The following is a 20923-nucleotide window of genomic DNA, read 5'->3' as shown; positions in this document are numbered from 1 at the left end:
TCTCGGGTCCAGCTGGACTGCCGGGTGCGGGGACGGGCACGAGGACGGGACCACGCCCGCCCGCGCTCCGTTTCGTCACCCGGCGACCACACACCGTAGTCGCCCTTCGTGCGGCCGCGTCCCGTAGTTGGAGAACTCCGGCGCGGAACGTCCCGCTCTGGTATGAGGCTCCGCACGGACATCCGAAATCGCCAACCTCCCTGGTTCGGGAGCGTGTTCGAGGGGCGGTCAGTCGGGGCGGGGGCCGGTGTCCCGGAGGAAGGAGCCGATGTGGGCGGCGAGGACCTCCGGCTGGTCCTCGGGGATGAGGGTGTAGCTGTCGGCGATCTCCACGTGGCGGGCGTTCGGCAGGATCTCGGCGAGCCGCCGGCCGTGGGCGGGGGGCATCACCTTGTCCTCGGCCGCCCAGGCCACCAGGGCGGGGCCGGTGAACCCGGCCAACGCATCCGTCCACCGCAGCAGTTCGGCCTTCGACGGGACGCCGAGGACGTACCTGCGCAGGTCCCGCAGGACGCCGGGGGTGGTCCACGCGGGACGGAACCAGGCGTCCATCACCTCGGGCTCCACCGGCCGCTTGGACATCCACCCCCAGGTCATCGGAAGCCGACGCAGGGGACGCCACCGCAGGGCGGCGAACGCCAGGCGCAGACCGCCGGGCACCTTGGCCGAACGGACCAGGTTCGCCCCGGGCAGCCCGGGCGGGAAGTTGTCGAACGCCTCGCAGGAGGTGATGACCAGGCGGCCGATCCGCTCGTCCCGGCCGAGGGCCACCAGGGCGAGCGCACCGCCCCAGTCGTTGACGGCCAGGGCGACGTCGCGGAGGTCCAGCGCCTCCAGGAACTCCGCGACCAGCCCGGCGACCCCGGCGACGGACAGGTCGGCGTCCTCCCGCACGGGTGTGCGGTGACCGCCGAGCGGGAGGGTGGGCACCACCACGCGGTGGTCGGGCGTCAGCGAGGGGACCACGGACCGCCACAGCGTGCCGTCCATGGCGACCCCGTGCAACAGCACGACGACGGGCCCGTCGCCGCCGCTGTCCGTGTACTCCACCGTCCCCGCCGACAACAGCACCCGAGCCATGCGGCCCTCCCCCTCACGACCCGGGGGCTCCGGCCGCCCCCGTGAACGCCCTGACGTCCACACGCTATCGGTGACCGGGCGGCGAGGCCCGTCGGACGCCACCTTCCGGACACCTCCTCAGGCGGCGACCGCCTCCACCACGCTGAGCACGGTCGGGGTGTCCACCACCCGGTTCAACCGCAGCCCGGCCGCGGCGAACAGGGCCCGGAACTCCTCGCGGGTGCGTTCGCGGCCCACCAGCGAGGCCATCATCAGCAGGTCCAGGTCCTTGGCCTGGTGGGGACGCCCGTCGGACCGCACCACGGCGTCGACGACCAGGACCCGGCCACCGGGGGCGAGCGCCCGGCGGCAGTGGCTCAACACCAGTACGCACTGGTCGTCCTGCCAGTCGTGCAGGATCCGTTTGAGGACGAGGAGGTCCCCCGTCGGCACCGCGTGGAAGAAGTCGCCCTCCTCGGTCGTCCACCGGCCGGTGAGGGCCGCCTCCCCGGCCAGCCGGTGGCCGGCGAGCACGTGTCCGCGGTCGTGGAGGACACCGGTCAGCCCGGGGGCGCGGCGCAACGCGGCGGCGAGGAACCCGCCTCGGCCGCCGCCGATGTCGACCACGGTGCCGGTGGCCGGGAAGTCGTAGGCGTCCGCGATCGGTCCGTCCTCGACGGAGGACATGGCGGCCATGCCGTCGTGGAACACGGCCGCGGTCGCCGGGTCCTGCGCGAAGTGGTCGAAGAAGGGCCGGCCGAAGACCTCCGGGAAGACGGACTCCCCGGTCCGCAGGCAGTGGTCGAGACGTGCGGCCGGATCCCAGAAGGCGGGGTCGGTGAGCATCAGCACGGCGTCGCGCAGCGATCCGTCCTCCCCGCCGCACAGCGACCGCCCCTCCTCGGTCAGCGCGAACCGCCCCTGCGGGTCCTCGGTGAACACGCCGCGGGTGGCCAGCAGGCGCAGCACCCGATGGAGGGCGTCCGCGTCCAGGCCGCTGGCCGCGGCCAGTTCGGGGGCGGTCAGCGGTCCCCCGGCGAGGTGGTCCGCCACCTTGCACGAGGCGACGGCGCGCAGTGCGGCCGGCACCACGTAACCGAGCACCTCGTCGAGCAACCGGATGCCGGGCAGCCGCCGTTCGGCGCTCCCGGCATCTCCTGCACGCTCCGTCATCGCGCCTCCCGCGGTCTCGTTCGTCGGTCCGTCCCTGCCCTTCCCCTCCCGGTGGCCCGCCATCCGCGGCGACCCCGACGAACACGCGTGCGACCCGATGCGGGTGGGTCGCCCCGGTCCGTCAGCCGGACGGGGCGGCGAAGGCCCCGCCGGCGCCGAAGGCGTGCCGTGCGAAGTTCTCGGCGATGCGCCGGTGTCCCGCCGGATCGGGGTGCACGGCATCCGGCAGCGGGAACTCCTCGTGGTCCGCTTCCCCGTAGAGCGCGCGCCCGTCGAGGTGGTGCAGGTGCGGGTCCTCGTCCGACCGCTCGGCGACGATCCGGGCGAGGGCCTCGCGGATCACGGTGAGCGTCAGCCGGCCGGCGGCCCGTTCGGCCGGGTCGCCGACGGCCTTGAACCGCAGGGTGCCCCCGGTGAAGTCGGGGGCGAGGGGGCCCGGGGTGTCCTCGTGGACCGGACAGAGCAGGGGGGACACGACCAACAGCGGTGTGGTCGGATGCCCTTCGCGGAGGGTGTCCAGGAAGCCGTGGACGGCGGGGACGAAGGCGCGCAGCCGCATCGCGTCGGTGTTGACGACGTTGATGCCGATCTTCACGCTGATCAGGTCCGCGGGGGCGTCGCGCATCGCGCGGGCGGTGAACGGGTCGAGCAGGGCTCCGCCGCCGAATCCCAGGTTGACCAGTTCCACGCCGGCCCGGGCGGCGGCGAGGGCCGGCCAGGTGGCCGTGGGGTGGGTGGCGTTCGAGCCGTGGCTGAGCGAACTGCCGTGGTGCATCCACACCGGGCGCCCGCGGTCCGGGGCCGGCTCGACCGGGGCGTCGGTGCGCAGGGCGATCAACTCGGTGATCTCCGTGTGCGGGAGCCAGATCTCGACGTCCTTGTCCCCCGCGGGCAGGTCGGTGAAGCGAGCGGTGCCGGCGGGGCCGGGGCGCACCTCCACCGAGGAGGAGGCCGGGTCGAGGATGCGGAGGTTGCCGCCGGCCACCGTGGTGCGGGCGGTGAGCCGACCGTCCACCAGCAGGTCGTACACCCCGTCCGCCGGGTCCGGGAGACCGCGGTAGCGCCGTTTGGTGGGCAGCACGTCCACCTCGACGGTGGTGGCCCGGGTGCGGAAGACCAGCCGCACGCCGGAGGGCTGGGCCTCGGCGGTGGCCAGTTGGTCGTCGGGGATCTGTCGCCGGGCCCGGGCGGGCAGCCGGTGCGGCAGCAGGCCGTGCGCGGTGGTCTCCGCGTCGAGGTGGCCGCGCAGGAGGTCGGTGGTGATCGGGGTGGTGATCCGGGCGTGGTCGGTGGTCATCGTGCGCGTCTCAGTCCCTCGGTCGGGGGTGTGGTGCCGCGTGCCCGGGGGCCGGGGCCCCGCCCCGGGTGCGTAGCAGGGCGTCCAGGGAGTCCACGATCCAGGCCCAGGACTCCCGCGCGTCGACGGCCGTGTGGGCGAAGCCGCCGGCCGCCTCCAGGCTGATGTAGCCGTGGAAGACGCTGCCGAGCAGGCGGACCGCGTGCGTCTGTTCCGGCTCGCCCAGGTCGTAGCCGCGCAGGACGGCCCGGGCCATCCGGGCGTGCCTCACCCCGGCGCTGGCCGCGGCGGTCTCGGGGTCGAGCCGGAGCCGGGCCGCGTCGTAGCGGCCCGGGTGCTCCCGGGCGTAGTCGCGGTAGGCCGCCGCGAAGGCCGCCAGCGCGTCCCTGCCGGCCCGGCCGGCCAGGGCGTCGGCGCACCGGTCGGCGAGTTCCTCCAGGGCCAGCAGGGCGATCCTGGTCCTGAGGTCCTGGGAGCCCTTGAGGTGCGAGTAGAGGCTGGCGACCTTGACGTCGAACCGCCGGGCCAGCGCCGAGACGGTCACCTGGTCGAATCCGACCTCGTCGGCGAGTTCGGCCCCCGCCAGCACGAGGCGCTCCACGGACAATCCGGCTCGGACCATGAACCTTCTCCCTCTAGGCGAAAGCCATCATGCATGTGGCTAAAGCCTTTAGGCAAGCGCGGAGGGGGTGTCCGTCACCGCCGTCCCGGAGCCGGCGCGCCGGTCGGGACTCCGCAGAGCAGCCGCGAGGCGGCCCGCTCGGCGAGGGCGCGGTAGGAGACCTTGCCGGTCGGCCCCAGGGGCATCTCCTCGACCAGCAGCAGGCGTTCCGGGTGCTTGTGCCGGGCCAGTCCCCTGGCCCGCAGATGGGCGACCACCGTGTCCAGGGTGGGCGCCGCGGCGCCGGGCGCCGGGCGGACGCAGGCGCACAGGCGCTCGCCGAGGTCGGCATCGGGCACCGGCACGCAGGCCACCTCCGCGATCGTCGGGCAGGTGCCCAGCTCCGCCTCCACCTCCGCCGCGCTGATGTTCCGGCCGCCACGGACGACGATCCGCTTCGACCGTCCCAGCACGTGCAGCCGCCCCAGGGCGTCCAACCTGCCCAGGTCCCCGGTGCGCACCCAGCCGCCGTCCGGGCTGCGGTAACGGGCGTCCAGCTCGGGGGCGTCGACGTAGCACAGGGGGGTCATGGGGCCGAGCGCCTCGATCTGTCCCGCCCGCCCCCGCGGCAGCACCCGGCCGTCCGGGGCGGTGATCCGGATGCGGGCGACCTCCGGGTCGGGGGTGCCGGTACTGCCCGCGACCGGGACGCGCTCGCCGGCGGTGTGGCAGTTCACCCCGTCCGAGGACCCGTACACCGTGATCACCGGACGGCCGAAGCGGGACCGGCACAGCAGGGCCGTCGACGCGGGCAGGGCAGCACCGCTGGAGACCACTGCGCGCAGGGACGAGAGGTCCTCACCGGCCGTGCGGGGCAGGTCGGCGATCCGACGGAGCATGGTCGGCACCCCGAAGAGGTGCGTCGGGCGGTGCGCGGCGACGAGTCGGAGCGCGTCGCCCGGGTCGAAGGACTCCTGCACGACGAGCGTGCCGCCCAGCACGGCCAGGGTGACGGGGGTGCCGAGCGAGCCGAAGGACGAGGCCAGCGACACCAGCACCAGGTGGCGCGGGGGCACAGAGGTCTCGGGGTGCAGGGCACGGACGTAGCGGGCCCGCCCCCCGGCCAGGGCCTGATGGCTGTAGGCGACCATCTTGGGTTCGGCCTCCGAACCCGAGGAGACCAGGATGCGCGCCGGCCCGTAGGGGTCGACGCACCGCTGCGGAGGGGCGGAAGGGGTCCCGGGGGCGTCCTCGGCGCCGGGGACCAGGACCGCACACGGTAGGAGCGGTGCCGCGAGCGCCGCCCGTTCGTCGGCCGGGAGGACCACGGCCCGCGCCCGGCTGCGCTCCACCAGTCGGCGCAGGTCCCGGTCGTCGCCGCCGGGCGGCACCGGCAGGGCGACCCCGCCGCAGGCGTACACCGCCAACTCCGCCGCGACCGCGTCCCGTCCGTTGGGCAGCCGCAGCGCCACCACGTCCCGGGGGCGCACCCCGGCCCGCGCCCACCGCGCCGTCCACCGGAGGACCAGGTCGTGCAGGGCGGCGTAGTCGAGGACCCCGACCGGATCCACCAGGGCGTCCCGGTCCGGGTGGGCCCGGACCCGCCGGACGAACAGGGTGTACAGGTCGTCGTCCGGGCACAGGCCCGCCCTCGCCCAGGCCGCGCGCCGGGCCCGGGGCACCAGATCCGGGAAGGCGAGTCCGGCCCGCGAGGTCCACGCCGCGGCCGGGGCCGCGGCGGGGGCGTCCTCGTGGAGCGGCCGTGCCGTCGGGCTCACACGAACTCCCAGGGGGTGGCCGGTCGGGCGGGGACCGGTGGGCGGGCGTCGGGCTCGGCCGGCAGGACCGCCGAGCGGAAGTCCGGGTCCTGCGGCAGGGCCGCCAGGTCCGTGCGGACGGGGACCGCGGACAGGCCGGACGAGGCGAGGTGCGCCACCAGTTCCGCACTGGTCAGGGTGTCGCCGGGGGCGGGGAGGCGCGGCAGGCCCCCCGGTCGGGAACGGGCCTCCCGGCCCAGGTACACAAAGCCGTCCGCGGTGGGCAGGGGCAGGTCCCGGGGCGTCCAGCGGGCCCGCCGCGCGGGGCGGGGCACCAGTGCCGCGGCGGAGGCCAGGGAGGATTCGACCCGGGCGCCGCGTCCGGTCCGCTCCCGGGCGAGCAGCGCGGCGAGCACGCCCTGTGCGCAGACCAGACCGCCGAGCACGTCGGTGAGGGTCATCAGGGACGGCGCCGGCGGGGTGCCGGCGGGGCGCACGGCCGCGGCGAGCCCGTCGTGGACCTGGGCCAGGTAGTCGGTGCCGAGCACCGGCCGGTCACCGAGCGCGGAGCCGAACCCCGAGGCCCAGGCGTGGACCAGGCCGGGACTGTCGGCGGTCAGTGCGGGGGCGTCGAGGCCGAGCCGTTCGGCCCTGCCCGGTGCCCAGTTGTGCAGGAAGACGTCCGCGTCGGCGGCGAGTTCCCGCACCGTCGCCCGACCGGCCGGGGTGGTGAAGTCCGCCTCGACGACCCGCTTGCCGGCGTTCAGGGCCGCGAACCGGGCGGAGCACTCCCCGACCATCGGGGGCAGCCAGCGCATCGGGTCGCCGCCCGGCTGTTCGATGCGGACGACCTCGGCGCCCAGGAGCCGCAACAGGTGTCCGGCGAGCGGGCCCTGGACCCGGCGGGTGGACTCCACCACGCGCAGTCCGTGCAGGGGTGCCGTGGCCGTACCGCCGGCCGGCCGGGTGCGGGGGCGCCGGGGCGCGGGGGCCGTCGGGTGCAGGGTCCAGGGCTCGGGCCCGCTGATCGGCGCGGGGTCGTCCCCGACGACGAGCAGGCTGACCCCGGTGGCCTCCGCGACGGCCCGCAGCACGGTCGACGGGGTGCCGGCGGCGGTGGCGCGCAGGGCGGACGGCAGGGGGCACACGGCGGTGGCGAACCGTTGCTGGAAGGGTCGCCAGCCCCGGCCCGCGGTACCGGCCGGGAGCCCGAGCCGGGTCCAGAAGTCCCGCCAGGCGTCGGGGTCCAGGGTCTCGATCTCCACCCGGACGCCGTCCGCCGACACCAGGGTCGCCGTACCCGGCCGCTCGGGGGGTTCGGCGTCGTCCGGGTGCCGGGCGGTGGCCGCCGCGAGATACTGGGTCAGCGCCACCAGCGCGCCCTGGGCCACCGAGGTGCGCACCGTGCTCAGTGCGAGGCCCCTGGCCCGGGCGAGCAGGACGGCGGTGGCGCCCTGGGCCGCGAGCGCTCCGGCCACCACCGAGGCGTACTCCACGGCCAGGGGGAGCGGCCCGCCGGTCGCCCGGCCGTGGACGTGCATGATGCCGCACACCGCCTGCACCGAGCGCTCGTCGGTCAGTTCGGCCCGTACCGGTCCGGCCCAGTCGACCTCGTACGGGACGGGTTCCTGGTCGGGTGCGGCGCGGTGCAGGAGGCGGGCGGCCACCTGCCGGGCGACCTGCGGCCGGAGGGCGGTCGGGGTCGTCGTCACCGTGGCCCTCCGCCGGGCCGGCGGCCCTGCACCGAGTAGAAGGGGCTGGAGGCGGCCCGGAAGGAGGGGTCGCGCATCAGGGTGCGCACCCGCGTCAGGTCCTCGTCGGTGAGCCCCTGCGCCCGTAGCCGGTCCCGCAGGTTGTGGGTGTGGTTGTGCTGGAGGCCCAGACCGGGTTCTCCGGCCTGCCGCACCGTCAGGTGGATCTGCACGTCGATGTCGGTGAGGCCGGCCGCCCGCATCGCCGCGGGGGCCTGGCGGCCCCAGTGCGGATCGCCGCCGGCCGCCCGCATCGCCGCGGTCTTCGCCGTCAGGAAGCGCCGGTAGAGCGCCCCGGACGCGCGGTCCGGGGTGAGCAGCGGGGGCTCGTAGGACGCGTCGATCTCATCGACCTGGAGCACCCCGCCGGGCCGCAGCGCGCGCACCAGGACGCCGAGCACGGCCTCGCGCGCGGGCAGGTGCTGGAGGACCAGCCGGGCGACGACCAGGTCGTACGTCGACTCCGGCAGCGGGTCGACGGCCAGGTCCAGGGCCGCCACCTCCAGGTGCGGGCCCGGGCTCAGGTCGCGCGGGTCGACGTCGGTGGCGAGCACGCTGCCGCCCGGGGCTACCCGGTCGGCCAGCCAGCGGGCGACGCTGCCGCCGCCGGCCCCGACCTCCAGGCAGCGCCAGCCGGGACCGACGCCGAGCGCGGCCAGACGGGGCAGGGTGACGGGGTCGTAGGCGGCGGCCAGCCAGCGTTGTTGGTCCCGGCTGTGCGCGGTTCCGTTGCCGAAGACGCGGTCGTCGGACGGGGGCATCGGGTTCTCCTGGGCGGGAAGGGGGTCAGGTCCAGCGGCCGGTGCCGAGGAGCGCGCCGACGCCGGTGAGGCGCTCGGCCAGCACCGCGCGGCGGACCTTGCCGGTTCCGGTGCGCGGCACCTCGTCCCAGCGCAGCACGACGGGTTCGGCGAGCTCCGGCAGCTCGGCGACGGCCCGCTTCCACTCCCCCGGGTCGAGTTCGCCGTCATCGGTGACGACGACGGGCAGCGGGGGCCCGTCGGGGACGGCCAGCACCACGCACTCCAGGGCCTGCGGGAGTCGTGCCTCCACTTCGTCCTCGGTGCCCAGGCAGCTGAGCTCCGGTCCGCTGTCGACCTCCCGGTCCAGCAGGGTGACGCTGCCGTCGTGGTGGTGCACCCCCAGGTCGCCGGTGGACCACCAGCCGCCGTGGCGCTTGGCGTTCCAGCGCTGCGGCTCCTCGACGTAGCCGAGCGCGAGGGCCGCCGTCCGGACCTGGAGCAGCCCGGGCCTGCCCCGGGGCACCGGGCGCAGGGTGTCGCGGTCGACCACCCGCAGCCGGGTGCGAAGGGGGACGGGGCGCCCCAGTCGGCGGGCGTCGCTCGCGGGGCCCAGGGCGGCGCGGCGGGTGTGGAACCGGAAGGTCAGCGGACCCGTCTCGGTCTGCCCCCAGCCCTGCATCCAGACGGGGCGGGCGGCCCGGGCCGCGGTCAGGTAGTCCCGTAGGACCGGTGGGTGCACGGCGTCGTAGGTGCTGATGTAGAGCCGTACCGCGCGGAAGGGGTTGTCCAACCGGGTGGTGAGGGGCCGCAGCCGTACGTAGGTCGAGGGCAGTGCCTCCACGACCGTGGGGCGGTGCGCCCGCAGCAGCGGGTCCGCGCGGTCGGGGTCGTCGCCGGTGAGGATCACCACCGTGGCCGGCGCCCGGGACACCATCACCGCCGTCCAGCAGAAGGTCCGCCCGTGGGCGTAGGCGCTCGCGTTGAGCAGCACGTCCCGGGCGCCGACCCCGATCCGGGGCAGCGGAGTGGTCTCGAAGCGGGCGAGCTTGTGCACCAGGGTGCGGGTGGAGTGGACCACGAGTTTCGGTGTGCCGGTGGTGCCGGAGGTGTGGTGGATGACCAGCGGCTCGTCGTCGTGGCGGCGCACCGGGTCGCAGGGGCCGGTGGGATCGAGTGTGGCGAGGTGGGTGGCGGCGGGGGCGGGGCCGTCCACCGTGACGCGGATCGGGACGGTGCGGGCGGGGCAGCGGGCGAGGACGTCGACGGTGGTGACCAGGGCGGCCGGGGCGAGCCGGGTGAGGAGCACGGCGAGGGCGTCGTCGTCGAGCCGGTCGGAGAGTTGGGCGGGGACGGCGCCCAACCGCACCACGGCGCAGGCGAGCAGGTCGTAGTCCCAGTGGTTGTCCTTGACCAGGGCCACCCGGTCACCGGGCCGGACCCCGGCGGCGGCCAGCCGGGAGGCGGTGGTGCGGACCAGTCCGGCGAGGGCGCGCATCGTCCACCGGGTGCCGGCGTCGGGGGCGATGTCGAAGGGCCGGTCCAGGTGGACCACGGTGCGGGCGCCGTGGGCGACCGCCTCGTCGAAGAGGGTGCCCATGTCATGCGGCCGCACGGTTCGGCTCCGTTCGTTCGGTACCGGACGGCACGGGCCGCCCGAGGTGGCTCAGGACGCGGGAGGCGGCGAGGGCTCCGGAGCGCACCGCGCCCTCGGCGGCCGGCCGCAGCATCACCCAGTCGCCGGCGTACTCCACGGCGCGCGCCGGGCGGGCCAGGAACGCGGGGCGCTCGTGCAGGGCCCGGGGCCGGGCTTCGGGCAGTCCGTGCCGGAAGGCGTGCACGAAGTGGCGGACCACCGCGTCGGGTTCGCCGAGCCCGGGGACGTAGCGCTCGGCGGCCCGGGTGAGTCGGCGGGCCGCCTCCTCCTCGGGTGCCGCCAGCAGTTCGGGTACCCGTGCGGGAGCGGCGACCAGGCTGATCAGCCCGTGTCCGGCGGGGGCCCGGCCGGGGTGCTTGGCGTGGTCGACGACCACCCCGGAGAGCTCGGCCTCCTCGACGGCGGGGGTGAGCAGCACGTGCACCGGTCGGTCGCCGGCGGGGGCGAGGGGACGCCGTAGCAGGCAACTGACCTTCAGCATGGGGGTGAAGCTGCTCGCGGTGAGGAACGGGACTTCGTCCGGCGGGAGTTCGGGACGCAGCGCGACCGCGACCGGGGCGGGGACGGCGAGCACCACGGCCCGGGCGGTGACGGCGTCGCCGTCGGCGAAGCGCAGCACGGCCCGGTCGCCCTCGTCGACCACCTCGCGCACCGTGCGGTCGGTGACGACGTCGAGGTCGGCGGCGAGGCGGCGGGTCAGGAAGTCCATCCCGTCCCGGTAGGTGAGCCAGGCCGAGGGGGCGCCGCACTCCCCCAGGATGTCGAGCAGGGGGGCCGCCGCGGATCGGGCGGTGTCCCAGCCGAAGAAGCAGCCGGCGACCGGTTGGAAGAGGTAGTCGTGCAGGTCGGGGTGGTAGCGGTGGGTCAGGTCGCGCAGGGTGGCGGCGCCGGGGCGGGCGAGGGCCGCCCCGGTCAGGAGGCGGAGCAGGTCGAGCCGGGCCCGCGGGGCCAGTCCGGCCCCGGTGAGCGGGGCGGTGGGTTCGCCCACGCCGTACCGGGCGCGGCCCTCGCGCCACACGGCCAGCCCGGCCCCGACCCGGGTGACGTCGTGGGGTGCGACGTCCAGTCGGCGCAGCAGTTCCCAGGTCGCGTGGTAGCCGCGTGCCGAGAGTTGTTCGGCCCCGGTGTCCACCGTCCACCCCCGGTGGCGCAGGGTGCGCATCCTGCCGCCCACCTGCGGCGACCGCTCGTAGACCCGGACCTCGCGACAGCCCGCCCGGCGCAGTTCGTGGGCGGCGGTCAGCCCGGCCGGGCCCGCCCCGACCACGGCGACGTCCAGTTCGGGTGCGGCGCTCATCCGGCGGCCCCCGCTCCGACCAGGACGTTGGCCGCGACCATCAGCACCACGCTGAGCCGGTGGACGCGGAAGCCGAGGCGGCGGGCGGTCATGATGTCGCCGCGGACGAACCCGGTGCGGTACTGGTGGGTGCGCAGCGCGGTGGCCGGCAGCATCAGCAGCACGAACCAGACGGGGGCGACTCCGGTCGCCGAGGCGAGGGCGCCGATCAGGAACTCGGTGGCGCACAGGGCGGCGATGAAGACCGTGTTGCCCCGCTCGGACGTGAGCGCGGCCACGGTCGGGCGCCCCACAGCCCGGTCGCCGGCCACGTCGTTGGTGTTGGAGTACACCCCGAACATCAGCGGTCCGAAGCCGAACAGCAGTGCCTGCGTCATCAGGAAGCCGGAGAAGCCGCCGGTGAGCAGGGCGTGCGGAACGATCACCAGGACCGCGCCGAGGGCGACCAGGAACACCTCCTGGAACCCGTGGTAGCTGAGCTTGAGTCCGTAGGAGTACTGGAGCGACACCACGAAGAGGGCGCCGGCCGCGACCAACGCCCAGCCGGGCCGGTGCGGGGCGCACAGCACCGCGGCGGTCCACAGCGCGGCGCCCCCGACCGCCGACGCCACGGCGAAGCGCAGCGCCTGGGGCACCGTCAGGGTGCCGGCCACCAGCGGCTTGCGGGCCTTGGCCCGCAGCCGGTCGTCGGGGGCGTAGTTGGTGAGGTCGCTGCCGTCGCGGAAGCCGGTCACGTCGTCCAGGGCGACCATCGCCATCAGCACGCCGACCGAGCCCGCCGTGAACAGCACGAGCACCAGGGCGTCCCGGCCCGTGAACGCCGCCAGCGGGAAGGCCACGGCGGCGAGCACCATGAAGACGCCCAGGTAGTAGTCGTACACATCGAGCTTCCCGAGCCGCGCGTAGGTGCGCAGCGGGCTTTCGCGGTGTTCCGCGGCCGGCCGGGGGCCGGCGGCGACGCTGTCCGTCAAGGTGACCTCTCTGGTGTGTCGGGAGGGTGCGCGCGGCGCGCGGGCCCGGATGACGGACCGCGTTCGCGGTGCTGCTCAGGCGCGGGCCCGCCCGCGGACGAAGGAGACGACGCCCTCGGCGACCCGTTCGACCTGGGCGTCGGTCAGCAGGTGGTGGACCGGGAGGGCCAGGTGCCGGTCGGCGGCGGCGCTCGCGTGCGGCCAGTGGGTTCCGGCCCGGGCGTACGGGGCGAAGGCACGGTGCTCGGGGAGCGGTCGGGGGTAGTAGACGTGGGTGGCCACGCCCCGCTGCGCGAGGTGGGCGGCGAGGGCGTCCCGTTCCTCGGCGAGGACGGCGTACACGTAGAAGCAGCGGCCGTCCGCGTCGGGCACCGGCGGGTGCACCCCGTGTTCGGCCAGCGGGGCGAAGCGCTCGGTGTAGTGGGCGGCGATCTCCGCGCGGCGCGCCAACCGGTCGGCGAAGCCGGGGAAGCGGTGCGTCTGGAACGCGGCCTGCACCTCGTCGAAGCGGCTGTTGACGCCCACCGCGTGGTGGACGAAGCGCTGCCCCGGCCGCTGGCCGTGGTTGCGCAGCATCCGCAGTCGGTGTCCGAGTTCCTGGTCGCGGGTGGTGATCACGGCGCCCTCGCCGGGCATGCCGCAGGTCTTGACCTGGACGAAGGAGTACACCCCGGCCTCGCCCCACAGTCCGGCGGGCACCCCGCGCAGCGTGCCGCCCTGGGCCACTGCCGAGTCCTCCACCAGGCGCAGGTCCCGGCGGGCGGCGAGGTCGACGAAGCGGGGCATGTCGGCCATCACGGAGAACATGTGGGCGGGCATCAGCGCCCGGGTCCGGGCGGTCACCAGGCGTTCGGCCCGGTCCGGGTCGATGGTCAGGGTGTCCGGGCGGACGTCGGCGAAGACGGGTACGGCACCGGCCCGGATCACGGAGGCGGCGAGCGGTGCGCAGCCGAAGGCGGGCACGATCACCTCGTCGTCCGCGCCGATCCCCATCGCCGACAGGATCAGGGTGAGCGCCGAGGTGCCGCTGGAACAGGCGATCACGTCGGCGGCGCCGAGCGCGGTGCGCAGGAGGTCCTCGAAGGCCGCGGTGCGACGGCCGAGGATGAACCGCTGTTCGGGGTCGAGCCCCACCTCGCGGACCAGGCGGATCAGCGCCTGCCGGTCCTCCTCGAAGAGTCCGGGCGGGAAGAAGTCGACGGTGTCGGGGGCGCCGTGGTGGGCCGTGGGGGCGTCCGCGCGGCGGACGGGGTCCGGGGTCATCGGGTCCTGTCCGTCGGGGTGGAGTGGAAGTCGCGGACGGCCGCGCAGACGCGCTCCAGCCCGGCGGTGTCGAGGTCGGGGTGGAAGGGCAGGGCGACGGCGTGGCGGGCTGCCGCCTCGGCGTGCGGGAACTCCCCCAGCCGGTGGCCCAGTTCGGCGAAGGCGGGCTGGTGGGGCAGGGGCAGCGGGTAGTACACCTCGGTCTCGATGCCGTGGTCGGCGAGGTGCTCCACCAGGGCGTCCCGCCGTTCGCTCTCGATCAGGTACACGTAGAACACGTCGCGGTCGCCCGGCTCCTTCGCCAGGGAGCGGGGGAGCCTCAGCAGGCCGGGCAGGCCGCGCAGACGGGCGGTGTACTCGGCCGCCAACTCGGCCCGGCGGGCGATCTGTTCCTCCAGCACGGAGAGCTTGGCCAGGAGCACGGCCGCCTGGACGTCGTCCATCTTGCTGTTCACTCCGGGCAGGGCGCTCTCGGTGGCGACCGCCGGGAAGTCGTCGAGGGTGCGGCCCCCGCGTCCGTGGTGGCGCAGGGCGTCGACGGTCGCCGCCACCGACGGGTCGTCGGTGAGCACCGCGCCGGCGTCCCCCAGGGCGCCGAGCGTCTTGGAGGGGAAGAAGGACAGCACGCCGCCGACGCCGTGCAGGCCGGCGTGCACACCGGCGCGGCGCATCCCGATCGCCTCGGCGCTGTCCTCCACGACGGTCAGCCCGTGGTGCCGGGCCACCGCGGTGATCGCGGCGGTGTCGGCCATGGTGTGGAAGAGGTGGACGGGCATCACGAAGCGGCTGTCCGGGGTCACCGCCGCGGCCAGCGCGTCCGGGTCCATGGCGTAGGTCTCCGGGTCGATGTCCACGAACTGGGGCCGTCCGCCCGCGAGGACGACCGCGGAGGCGGTGGCGAAGAAGGAGTAGGCGGGCACCAGGACGCCGTCGCCCGGCCGCAGCCCGCAGGCGCGGAGCAACAGGACCAGGGCGTCGGTCCCGCTGTTGACGCCGATCACATGGCGCGCGCCGGTGTACGCGGCGAGCGCCTCCTCGCACGCGCCCACCTGTTTTCCGTGCGAGAACTTTCCGTTGTCGAACACCTCCCCCAACAGGCTTTCGATTAACGGCCACAAGCGTTCGAACGACGACGCCTGGGAGAAGAAGGGGATCGCGGCGCCCCCGCCCTCCTCGGACGCGTCCGCGCTCCCCCGACTCGACAGGGAATCCCTGACACCGGCCACTTCCCGCCCACCCCCTCGGAACTCAGACCGGGAACGTTAGTCAGCTCGGCGCGGGAGGGGGAAAACAAAAGGATCATGTTCACACGTGCGGGTTATATGAATTCGAAAGGCTTGACGTTCCCGGTTCCGTACGGCAATAGTCCCTGGGCGCCTCCCTGTTGGCGGCACCGGAATCCGTCCGCCCCGCGCCGGGGACGGAATCCCGTGGGGCCCGTGCGGGGACGCGGTTCGCCGCGGGTTCGCCGCCGCCCGTCCCGAGCGGGGCCGCGACCCATGCCCTCGGCCGGCCCCACCGCCCGCCCCCCTGACGGAGGTCACATGCTGCAACCGCTCCTGGTCGGACTCGGTCGGTCCGGTGTCGGGCTCCATCTGCGGACCCTTCGGAAACTGGCCCGCCGCCCCGCCCCGTTGGTGCGCTTACCGGCGGTCGGCTGCGACCCCCGCGCCGCCGACCTCGCCCTCGACTCCCCCGACCTCCTCGTCGTCCCCACCCTGGAGGACGCCCGGTCCCGCCTGGACCCGACCGACACCGTCGTCCACCTGTGCACTCCCCCGGGCAGACGCCTGCCCGCCCTGCGCACCCTGGCCGAGCTCGGCTTCCGGCGGGTACTCGTCGAGAAGCCGCTCGCCGCCGACCGGGACGAACTCGACGCCCTGGTGCGGTTGCGCGAGGAAGCCGCCCTCCACCTGGTCGTCGTGGCGCACTGGACCACCTCGCAGCTGGCCGCACGGCTGCGCGCGCTGGTGCGTTCCCACGGACTGGGAACCCTGCGCGGCATCACCGTCGACCAGCACAAGCCCCGGTTCGCCCGGTCCCTGGCCAACCACGGCCATCCGAGCGCCCTGGACGTCGAGATCCCGCACGGCCTCGGCCTGGCGCTCGACCTGGCCGGCCCCGCGGACCTGCACACCGCGCACTGCTGGGACCTGCGGTGCCCGGACCGCACCCTGCCCCGGCTCGGCGGCGCCCGGGTCGAACTCCGCCACCACAACGGCGTCCTGACCCGTCTGCGCTCCGACCTCGGGGCGCCCGTCCGACAGCGCAGCGTGGTGTGCGCCTTCGACCACGGCACGGCCACCGCCCACTTCCCGCTCAGCGAGGACGACCACCACGCCCAACTCGTCCTCGACCCCGCTCCGACCGCCGGCGAGGGGGCCGCGGGCGCCGATCACCACGTCCTCCACGACGACGCCCTCACGGACTTCCTCGCCCACGCCTACCGGGCCTTCCGATCGCCCGGGGCGACGGGTCCGAGCCCGGCGTCCGGCCCCCGCACCGACTTCCCCGCCGCCCACGACGCCGCTCGCCTGCTCTGCGAGGCCAAGGAGCGCTGCGCCACGCCCCACGACCCGACCGGGACCCATGACTGACCCCGCACCGCACTGCTTCGGCCCCCTGACCGGCATCGGCGACGAGGCCGCCCACGCCCTGCCCGACCAGATCGCGGCCGTCCACCGACTGGGCTGGCGACACCTGGAACTGCGCAACGTCGACGGCACCGCCCTGGCCGACCTCGACCGCACCGCCTTCCGCGCCCTCGTCCGACGGCTGTCGGACGCCGGGATCGGCGTCGCCGCGGTCGCCTCCCGGATCGGCAACTGGTCCCGGCCCGTCACCGGCGACTTCGACCTCGACCTGCGAGAGCTCGACGCCCTGGCCGACCGGTGCGCGGCCCTGGACTGCCGCATCGTACGGATCATGTCGTACCCCAACGACGGCCTCGACGAAGCCGACTGGGCCGACCGCGTCCTCGACCGCACGGCCCGCCTCGCGGAACGCGCCGCCGCGGCGGGCCTCGTCCTCGCCCACGAGAACTGCGCGGGCTGGGCCGCCGACCGGGCCGACCGGGCGCTGCGCCTGGTGCAGGCCGTGGACAACCCGGCGCTACGGCTGCTGTTCGACATCGGCAACGGCGTCCCCCACGGCTACGACGCCCTCGCCCTGCTGCGCGAGGTGGCACCCCACGTCGTCCACGTCCACGTCAAGGACGCCGTGCGCGCCCCGGACGGCACCACCCTCTACACCCTGCCCGGCCACGGGGACGCGCAGGTCGCCGACTGCCTGCGCGTCCTGGCGGCACACGGCTACCGCGGCGCCCTCTCCCTCGAACCGCACCTCGCGATCCAACCGCACGCCGACCTGCTCCGGCACGGCGAGGACTCCCCGGACCTCTTCGTCAGGGCCGGACGGGCGCTCACCGGACTGCTGGCCGCCGACCGGCAACCCGCCGGGAGGCCGGAATGAGCACCCTGTTCACCGACGGTGACCGCGAGCTCCTGCTCGCGCTCCTGCGCCTGCGGACCGTCAACCCGCTGGAAGGCCCCCAAGGCGCGGCCTCCCCGGGGGCGTTGGCCGAAGCCCAGCGGAGGTACGCGGCAGCCGCCGCGGCGACCGGCCTGCGCACCGTGCTCCACACGAGCCCGCCCCCGACCGTGCTGGAGCGCCCCGGGGTGCCCGCGCCGGTCCTCCGCGCCGCCCGCGACCCCGACTTCCTCGCCGCCCAGCCCAGCCTGCTGCTGCGCCTCGGCCCCCCGCAGCCCCCCGCCCGCACCCTGATGTTCAACGTCCACCTCGACACCGTCGCCGGGGCCGAACCGGTCGCCTTCGACGGCGTGCGGTTCACCGGACGCGGCTCGGCGGACGCCAAGGGACCCGCGGTCGCCCTGCTCGCCGGGTTGCGGGCGGCAGCCGCCCACCCGCGGGTGGGGTCCGCGCTCTCGGTCCTGGTCCAGGCGGTCGCGGGAGAGGAGGGTGGTGCCCTCGGCACCTACGGCACGCGCCCCCTGATCGAGGCCGGACACTACGGACGCCTCAACGTGTTCTGCGAACCCACCGGGCTGGTCGCGCTCCCCCGGGCCACCGCCGCCATGACCGCCCGGATCACCGTCACGGGTCGGGACGCGATCGACGACCGCCCGGACGCCGGGCACAACGCGAGCGTGCTGCTGGGCTTCCTCGCCCACCACCTGGCACGAGGTCTCGACGGCGCCGTGCCCGGCACCCGGGTCTGTGTCGCCGGACTCCACACCGGTCACCTCCACAACCGTGTGCACGGCACCGGCACCCTCCTGCTGAACCTCTCCTACCGCACCACCCGGGGCGGCGCCCGTCTGGCCGACGCGGTCGCCGAGCACCTCGACGCGGGGCTGCACGCCTTCGGCGAAGCCTTCGGCGCCACCCGGGAGTTCAGCCGTACCGCCCGGGACGCCGCGCGCATCACGCGACTCGACTGGGACAAGCGGGACCTGCCCGCCCTGGACAACCCCCGACCGTGGGCCGATCGACTGCTCGCACGGGCCGGCGCCCTGCCCGCACCGCCACAGGACCCGGGCTTCACCTGCGACGCCATCTGGGCCGCCGGCCTGGAGGACACCCACACCACCGTGCTCGGCCCCGGCCGGCTCGACGCCAACCGGGCGCACGCCGAGGGCGAGTTCATCGACCTGGACGACCTGGAGGCCTACGCCCACCTCGTCCACCGACTCACCACGCTGTACGCCGAGAGCCTGCCGCCCCGGGACGACACCGGCGACACCGGCCGGCCCCGGCGGGCCCCCGTCCGACCGTCATCCCCTCGCCCCTCCCAGGAATCACCATGACCACACCGCTCGCGCCCGCCCCGACCGACGGGAACGCTCCCGTCCTCGTGGACCATCCACGGTTGCGCACCGCCCTCACCGAGTTCTTCGCCCGGCACGGCCTGCCGTCCGCTCGCGCCGAACTGGCCGCCGACGCACTCTGCCACGGCGATCTGACCGGCCACGCCTCCCACGGGGTCTTCAACCTCGCCCGGCTCTACCTGCCCCTGCTGGAGTCCGGCCGGTGCGACCCGGGGGCCACCCCGCGCACCCTCACCGACCTGGGTGCCTGCGCCCTGGTCGACGCCGAACGGGCGCTCGGCCTGTGGGCTGCGGCCGAGGCCATGGACGACGCCGTCGCCCGGGCCCGCCGCCACGGGGTGGGACTGGTGTCCGTGCGCGGCGCCACCCACTTCGGGTGCGCCGGCTTCCACGCGGCGCGCGCCGCCGAGGCCGGCATGATCGGCGTGGTCATGAGCAACTGCGGTGGACAGCGCATCGCCTGTCCGCCCGGCGGCGCGCTGCCGATGCTGGGCACCAACCCGCTGAGCGTGGCCGCGCCGGCCCTGCCCGGACACCCCTTCCTCCTCGACATGGCGACCACCACCGCCCCGTCCGGGCGGGTCCGGCTGGCCGCCCGCGAAGGCCGGCCGGTGCCGGGCGGCTGGCTGGAGGACACGGCGGGGAACCCGGTCACCGACCCGGCCGCCTTTGACCGCGGCGAAGCGTTCCTGCGCTGGTTGGGCGGCACCCCGGACGACGGGGTCCACAAGGGCTACGGGCTCGGGCTCGCGGTGGAGCTGCTGGCCGCGGTGGCCTCCGGCGCCGGTCGGGGTCCCGCGCCCGCCGCCCTCGACGGCGACGGCGGCCCGCACGGCCGCGACGACGACATCGGCTTCCTCCTCCTCGCCCTCGCCCCCGACGTGCTGCGCCCCGGCGCCGACACCCCGGCCGAGGCCCGGTCCCTGTTCACCGCCCTCACCGACTGTCCGCCCCGGCCGGGCCGACCCCCCGTGCGCTACCCGGGCTGGCACGAGGCGGAACGCGCCCGTCTGCGCCGCCGGGACGGGATCCCCCTGCCCGGACACGTCCACGAGGAGCTCACCGCCCTCGGGCTGTTCGCCCCCGCGACGGGAGGCGCCCGGTGACGCGTCCCCTGCGGTTGGGCGTGATCGGCCTCGGCGCGATCTCCCCCTACTACCTCGCCGCCGCCGAGCGCTCCCCGCGCTGGGAGCTGGCCGCGGTCTGCGACACCCGCCCGGCCCGTCCGGACCTCGACGCCCCGCACTTCCGCGACCACCGCGAACTGCTGGACCGGGTCCGACCCGACGCGGTGGTCGTCGCCGTCCCCAACCACGCGCACCTGGAGGTGTGCCGGGACGCCCTGCTCGCCGGGGTGCCGGTCTGCGTGGAGAAGCCCCTGGCGCTCACCGCGGCCGAGGGGCGCACCCTGGTCGACCTGGCGACGGTCCGGGCGGTTGCGCTGATGACGGCCTTCCACCGCCGTTACAACGCGGCGGTGCACGATCTGCTGGACCGGATCGGCGGCCGCCCCGTCCGCTCGGTGCGGGTGCGGTACCTGGAACGCATCGAGGAGCACCTGGGCGGCGAGGACTGGTACCTCGACCCGGCCCGGTGCGGCGGCGGCTGTCTCGCCGACAACGGCCCCAACGCCTTCGACCTGGTGCGGCAGTTGCTTCCCGACGTGCCCCTCTCGGTGGCCGCGGCGGAGGTCCGGCGCGACGCCTCGGGGACCGACCGGCAGGCGGTGGTCGAGCTGCGCGCCGGCGCCGCATCGGCACGGGTGGAGCTGGACTGGTCGTACCCGGGGGAACGCAAGGACCTGGAGGTCGTGCTGGCCGACGCGTCGACGCTCCGGGCAGACGTGCTCGCCGGGCACACCGGCTTCAAGGGCTCCCTGTGGCACGAGTACGAGGCCCTGCTGGCCGAGTTCGCCGCCCTGGTCGAGGGGCGTGCGGCCCCGGACCGGGGCGCGCACGGCGGCCTGGCGGCCCTGGAACTGGTGGAGGCCGCCTACGCCCTCGCGGCCGAGCGGTCCGAGGGGGCCGACCCGGCGACGGCGAACACGGGCGCGGACCGGTGAACCCCGTGGAGGACGGCCCCAAGCGGACGGTCATCGGGCGGGTGGTGAAGGTGCTGGTCCACCGCCGCACCGACCGCGGCATGCGGCTCCAGGAGCACGCGTCCCGCTGTGTGCGCCGGGGCGAGGTGCACGAGTTGGTCACGACCGACCAGGGGGACACGGCTCCCGGGGCCAGGATCGACCGGGTGGGGTTCCTGGGCTTCGCCGAGTTGGAGCACGGCGGGGTCATCGACCGCGGTGACACGGTGACGGTCGACGGCGTCGAGATCGGCACCGTCCTCGGTTTCGACGGCTGTCACCTGCCCAACCACCTCAACGTCCTCGTCCGCACCCGTGCCCCGCTCACCGGTTCCGACCTGGGGTTGGGGCCAGAGGCTCCGGTGGTCTTCCGCCAAGGGCCCCCCGTGGAACGGCGGTAGGCGCCCGGGAAGCCGTGGCGTGCGCGAAC

Annotated in this window: 18 protein-coding genes; 6 read left to right on the top strand and 12 right to left on the bottom strand. The window is 75.5% G+C overall.

The genetic code is table 11. The annotated features are described in order from the left end of the window. Positions 1 to 228: 228 nt before the first annotated feature. The 12 genes from ACSMX9_RS26390 to ACSMX9_RS26335 all read right to left on the bottom strand — a co-directional run bounded on the left by ACSMX9_RS26390 (position 229) and on the right by ACSMX9_RS26335 (position 14792). Positions 229 to 1080 (bottom strand): alpha/beta fold hydrolase, encoded by an 852-nt coding sequence (locus ACSMX9_RS26390; protein WP_445397617.1) that lies wholly within the window; start codon positions 1078 to 1080, stop codon positions 229 to 231. A 117-nt stretch (positions 1081 to 1197) separates the two neighbouring features. After that, positions 1198 to 2232, bottom strand: coding sequence for a methyltransferase (locus tag ACSMX9_RS26385; RefSeq protein WP_445397615.1), 1035 nt, complete (start codon positions 2230 to 2232; stop codon positions 1198 to 1200). Positions 2233 to 2353: 121 nt separating this feature from the next. Next, positions 2354 to 3529 (bottom strand): GDSL-type esterase/lipase family protein, encoded by a 1176-nt coding sequence (locus ACSMX9_RS26380; protein WP_445397613.1) that lies wholly within the window; start codon positions 3527 to 3529, stop codon positions 2354 to 2356. 10 nt (positions 3530 to 3539) lie between these two features. Next, positions 3540 to 4151: a TetR/AcrR family transcriptional regulator gene (locus tag ACSMX9_RS26375; RefSeq protein ID WP_445397611.1), complete on the bottom strand. Its 612-nt coding sequence runs from the start codon at positions 4149 to 4151 to the stop codon at positions 3540 to 3542. 74 nt (positions 4152 to 4225) lie between these two features. Then, on the bottom strand, positions 4226 to 5908 hold the full coding sequence (locus tag ACSMX9_RS26370) for a class I adenylate-forming enzyme family protein (RefSeq protein WP_445397608.1): 1683 nt from the start codon (positions 5906 to 5908) through the stop codon (positions 4226 to 4228). Then, on the bottom strand, positions 5905 to 7599 hold the full coding sequence (locus ACSMX9_RS26365) for a CoA transferase (protein ID WP_445397606.1): 1695 nt from the start codon (positions 7597 to 7599) through the stop codon (positions 5905 to 5907). Before ACSMX9_RS26365 ends, ACSMX9_RS26370 begins: the two co-directional genes overlap by 4 nt. Continuing rightward, positions 7596 to 8399: a methyltransferase gene (locus ACSMX9_RS26360; protein ID WP_445397604.1), complete on the bottom strand. Its 804-nt coding sequence runs from the start codon at positions 8397 to 8399 to the stop codon at positions 7596 to 7598. The genes ACSMX9_RS26365 and ACSMX9_RS26360 overlap by 4 nt, the downstream gene beginning before the upstream one ends. Positions 8400 to 8424: 25 nt before the next feature. Further along, positions 8425 to 9993 (bottom strand): class I adenylate-forming enzyme family protein, encoded by a 1569-nt coding sequence (locus tag ACSMX9_RS26355; protein ID WP_445397602.1) that lies wholly within the window; start codon positions 9991 to 9993, stop codon positions 8425 to 8427. Further along, complete coding sequence (locus tag ACSMX9_RS26350; RefSeq protein WP_445397599.1) at positions 9980 to 11332, bottom strand: protoporphyrinogen/coproporphyrinogen oxidase; 1353 nt, start codon at positions 11330 to 11332, stop codon at positions 9980 to 9982. Before ACSMX9_RS26350 ends, ACSMX9_RS26355 begins: the two co-directional genes overlap by 14 nt. Further along, complete coding sequence (locus ACSMX9_RS26345) at positions 11329 to 12303, bottom strand: UbiA family prenyltransferase (RefSeq protein ID WP_445397597.1); 975 nt, start codon at positions 12301 to 12303, stop codon at positions 11329 to 11331. The genes ACSMX9_RS26350 and ACSMX9_RS26345 overlap by 4 nt, the downstream gene beginning before the upstream one ends. A 75-nt stretch (positions 12304 to 12378) precedes the next feature. Next, complete coding sequence (locus ACSMX9_RS26340; protein WP_445397595.1) at positions 12379 to 13566, bottom strand: DegT/DnrJ/EryC1/StrS family aminotransferase; 1188 nt, start codon at positions 13564 to 13566, stop codon at positions 12379 to 12381. Next, positions 13563 to 14792, bottom strand: a complete 1230-nt coding sequence (locus ACSMX9_RS26335; RefSeq protein WP_445397593.1) for a DegT/DnrJ/EryC1/StrS family aminotransferase — start codon at positions 14790 to 14792, stop codon at positions 13563 to 13565. Before ACSMX9_RS26335 ends, ACSMX9_RS26340 begins: the two co-directional genes overlap by 4 nt. Before the next feature lie 318 nt (positions 14793 to 15110). On the opposite strand from ACSMX9_RS26335, the gene ACSMX9_RS26330 reads away from it, so the two are divergent. Genes ACSMX9_RS26330 through ACSMX9_RS26305 form a run of 6 tightly spaced genes read left to right on the top strand, consistent with a single transcriptional unit; the run spans position 15111 to position 20894 of the window. Continuing rightward, positions 15111 to 16163, top strand: a complete 1053-nt coding sequence (locus ACSMX9_RS26330; RefSeq protein ID WP_445397591.1) for a Gfo/Idh/MocA family protein — start codon at positions 15111 to 15113, stop codon at positions 16161 to 16163. After that, on the top strand, positions 16156 to 17037 hold the full coding sequence (locus ACSMX9_RS26325; protein WP_445397589.1) for a sugar phosphate isomerase/epimerase family protein: 882 nt from the start codon (positions 16156 to 16158) through the stop codon (positions 17035 to 17037). Before ACSMX9_RS26330 ends, ACSMX9_RS26325 begins: the two co-directional genes overlap by 8 nt. Next, positions 17034 to 18392 carry a M20/M25/M40 family metallo-hydrolase gene (locus ACSMX9_RS26320; RefSeq protein ID WP_445397587.1) on the top strand — a complete coding sequence of 453 codons (1359 nt, stop codon included), beginning with the start codon at positions 17034 to 17036 and terminating at the stop codon, positions 18390 to 18392. The genes ACSMX9_RS26325 and ACSMX9_RS26320 overlap by 4 nt, the downstream gene beginning before the upstream one ends. Then, complete coding sequence (locus tag ACSMX9_RS26315) at positions 18389 to 19519, top strand: Ldh family oxidoreductase (RefSeq protein ID WP_445397585.1); 1131 nt, start codon at positions 18389 to 18391, stop codon at positions 19517 to 19519. Before ACSMX9_RS26320 ends, ACSMX9_RS26315 begins: the two co-directional genes overlap by 4 nt. Continuing rightward, complete coding sequence (locus tag ACSMX9_RS26310; RefSeq protein WP_445397583.1) at positions 19516 to 20475, top strand: Gfo/Idh/MocA family protein; 960 nt, start codon at positions 19516 to 19518, stop codon at positions 20473 to 20475. The genes ACSMX9_RS26315 and ACSMX9_RS26310 overlap by 4 nt, the downstream gene beginning before the upstream one ends. Then, positions 20472 to 20894 (top strand): DUF6917 domain-containing protein, encoded by a 423-nt coding sequence (locus ACSMX9_RS26305; protein WP_445397581.1) that lies wholly within the window; start codon positions 20472 to 20474, stop codon positions 20892 to 20894. The genes ACSMX9_RS26310 and ACSMX9_RS26305 overlap by 4 nt, the downstream gene beginning before the upstream one ends. Positions 20895 to 20923: the final 29 nt, after the last annotated feature.

The organism is Streptomyces sp. LE64, assembly GCF_052606915.1.
This window is presented reverse-complemented; position numbering and strand designations above follow the sequence as displayed.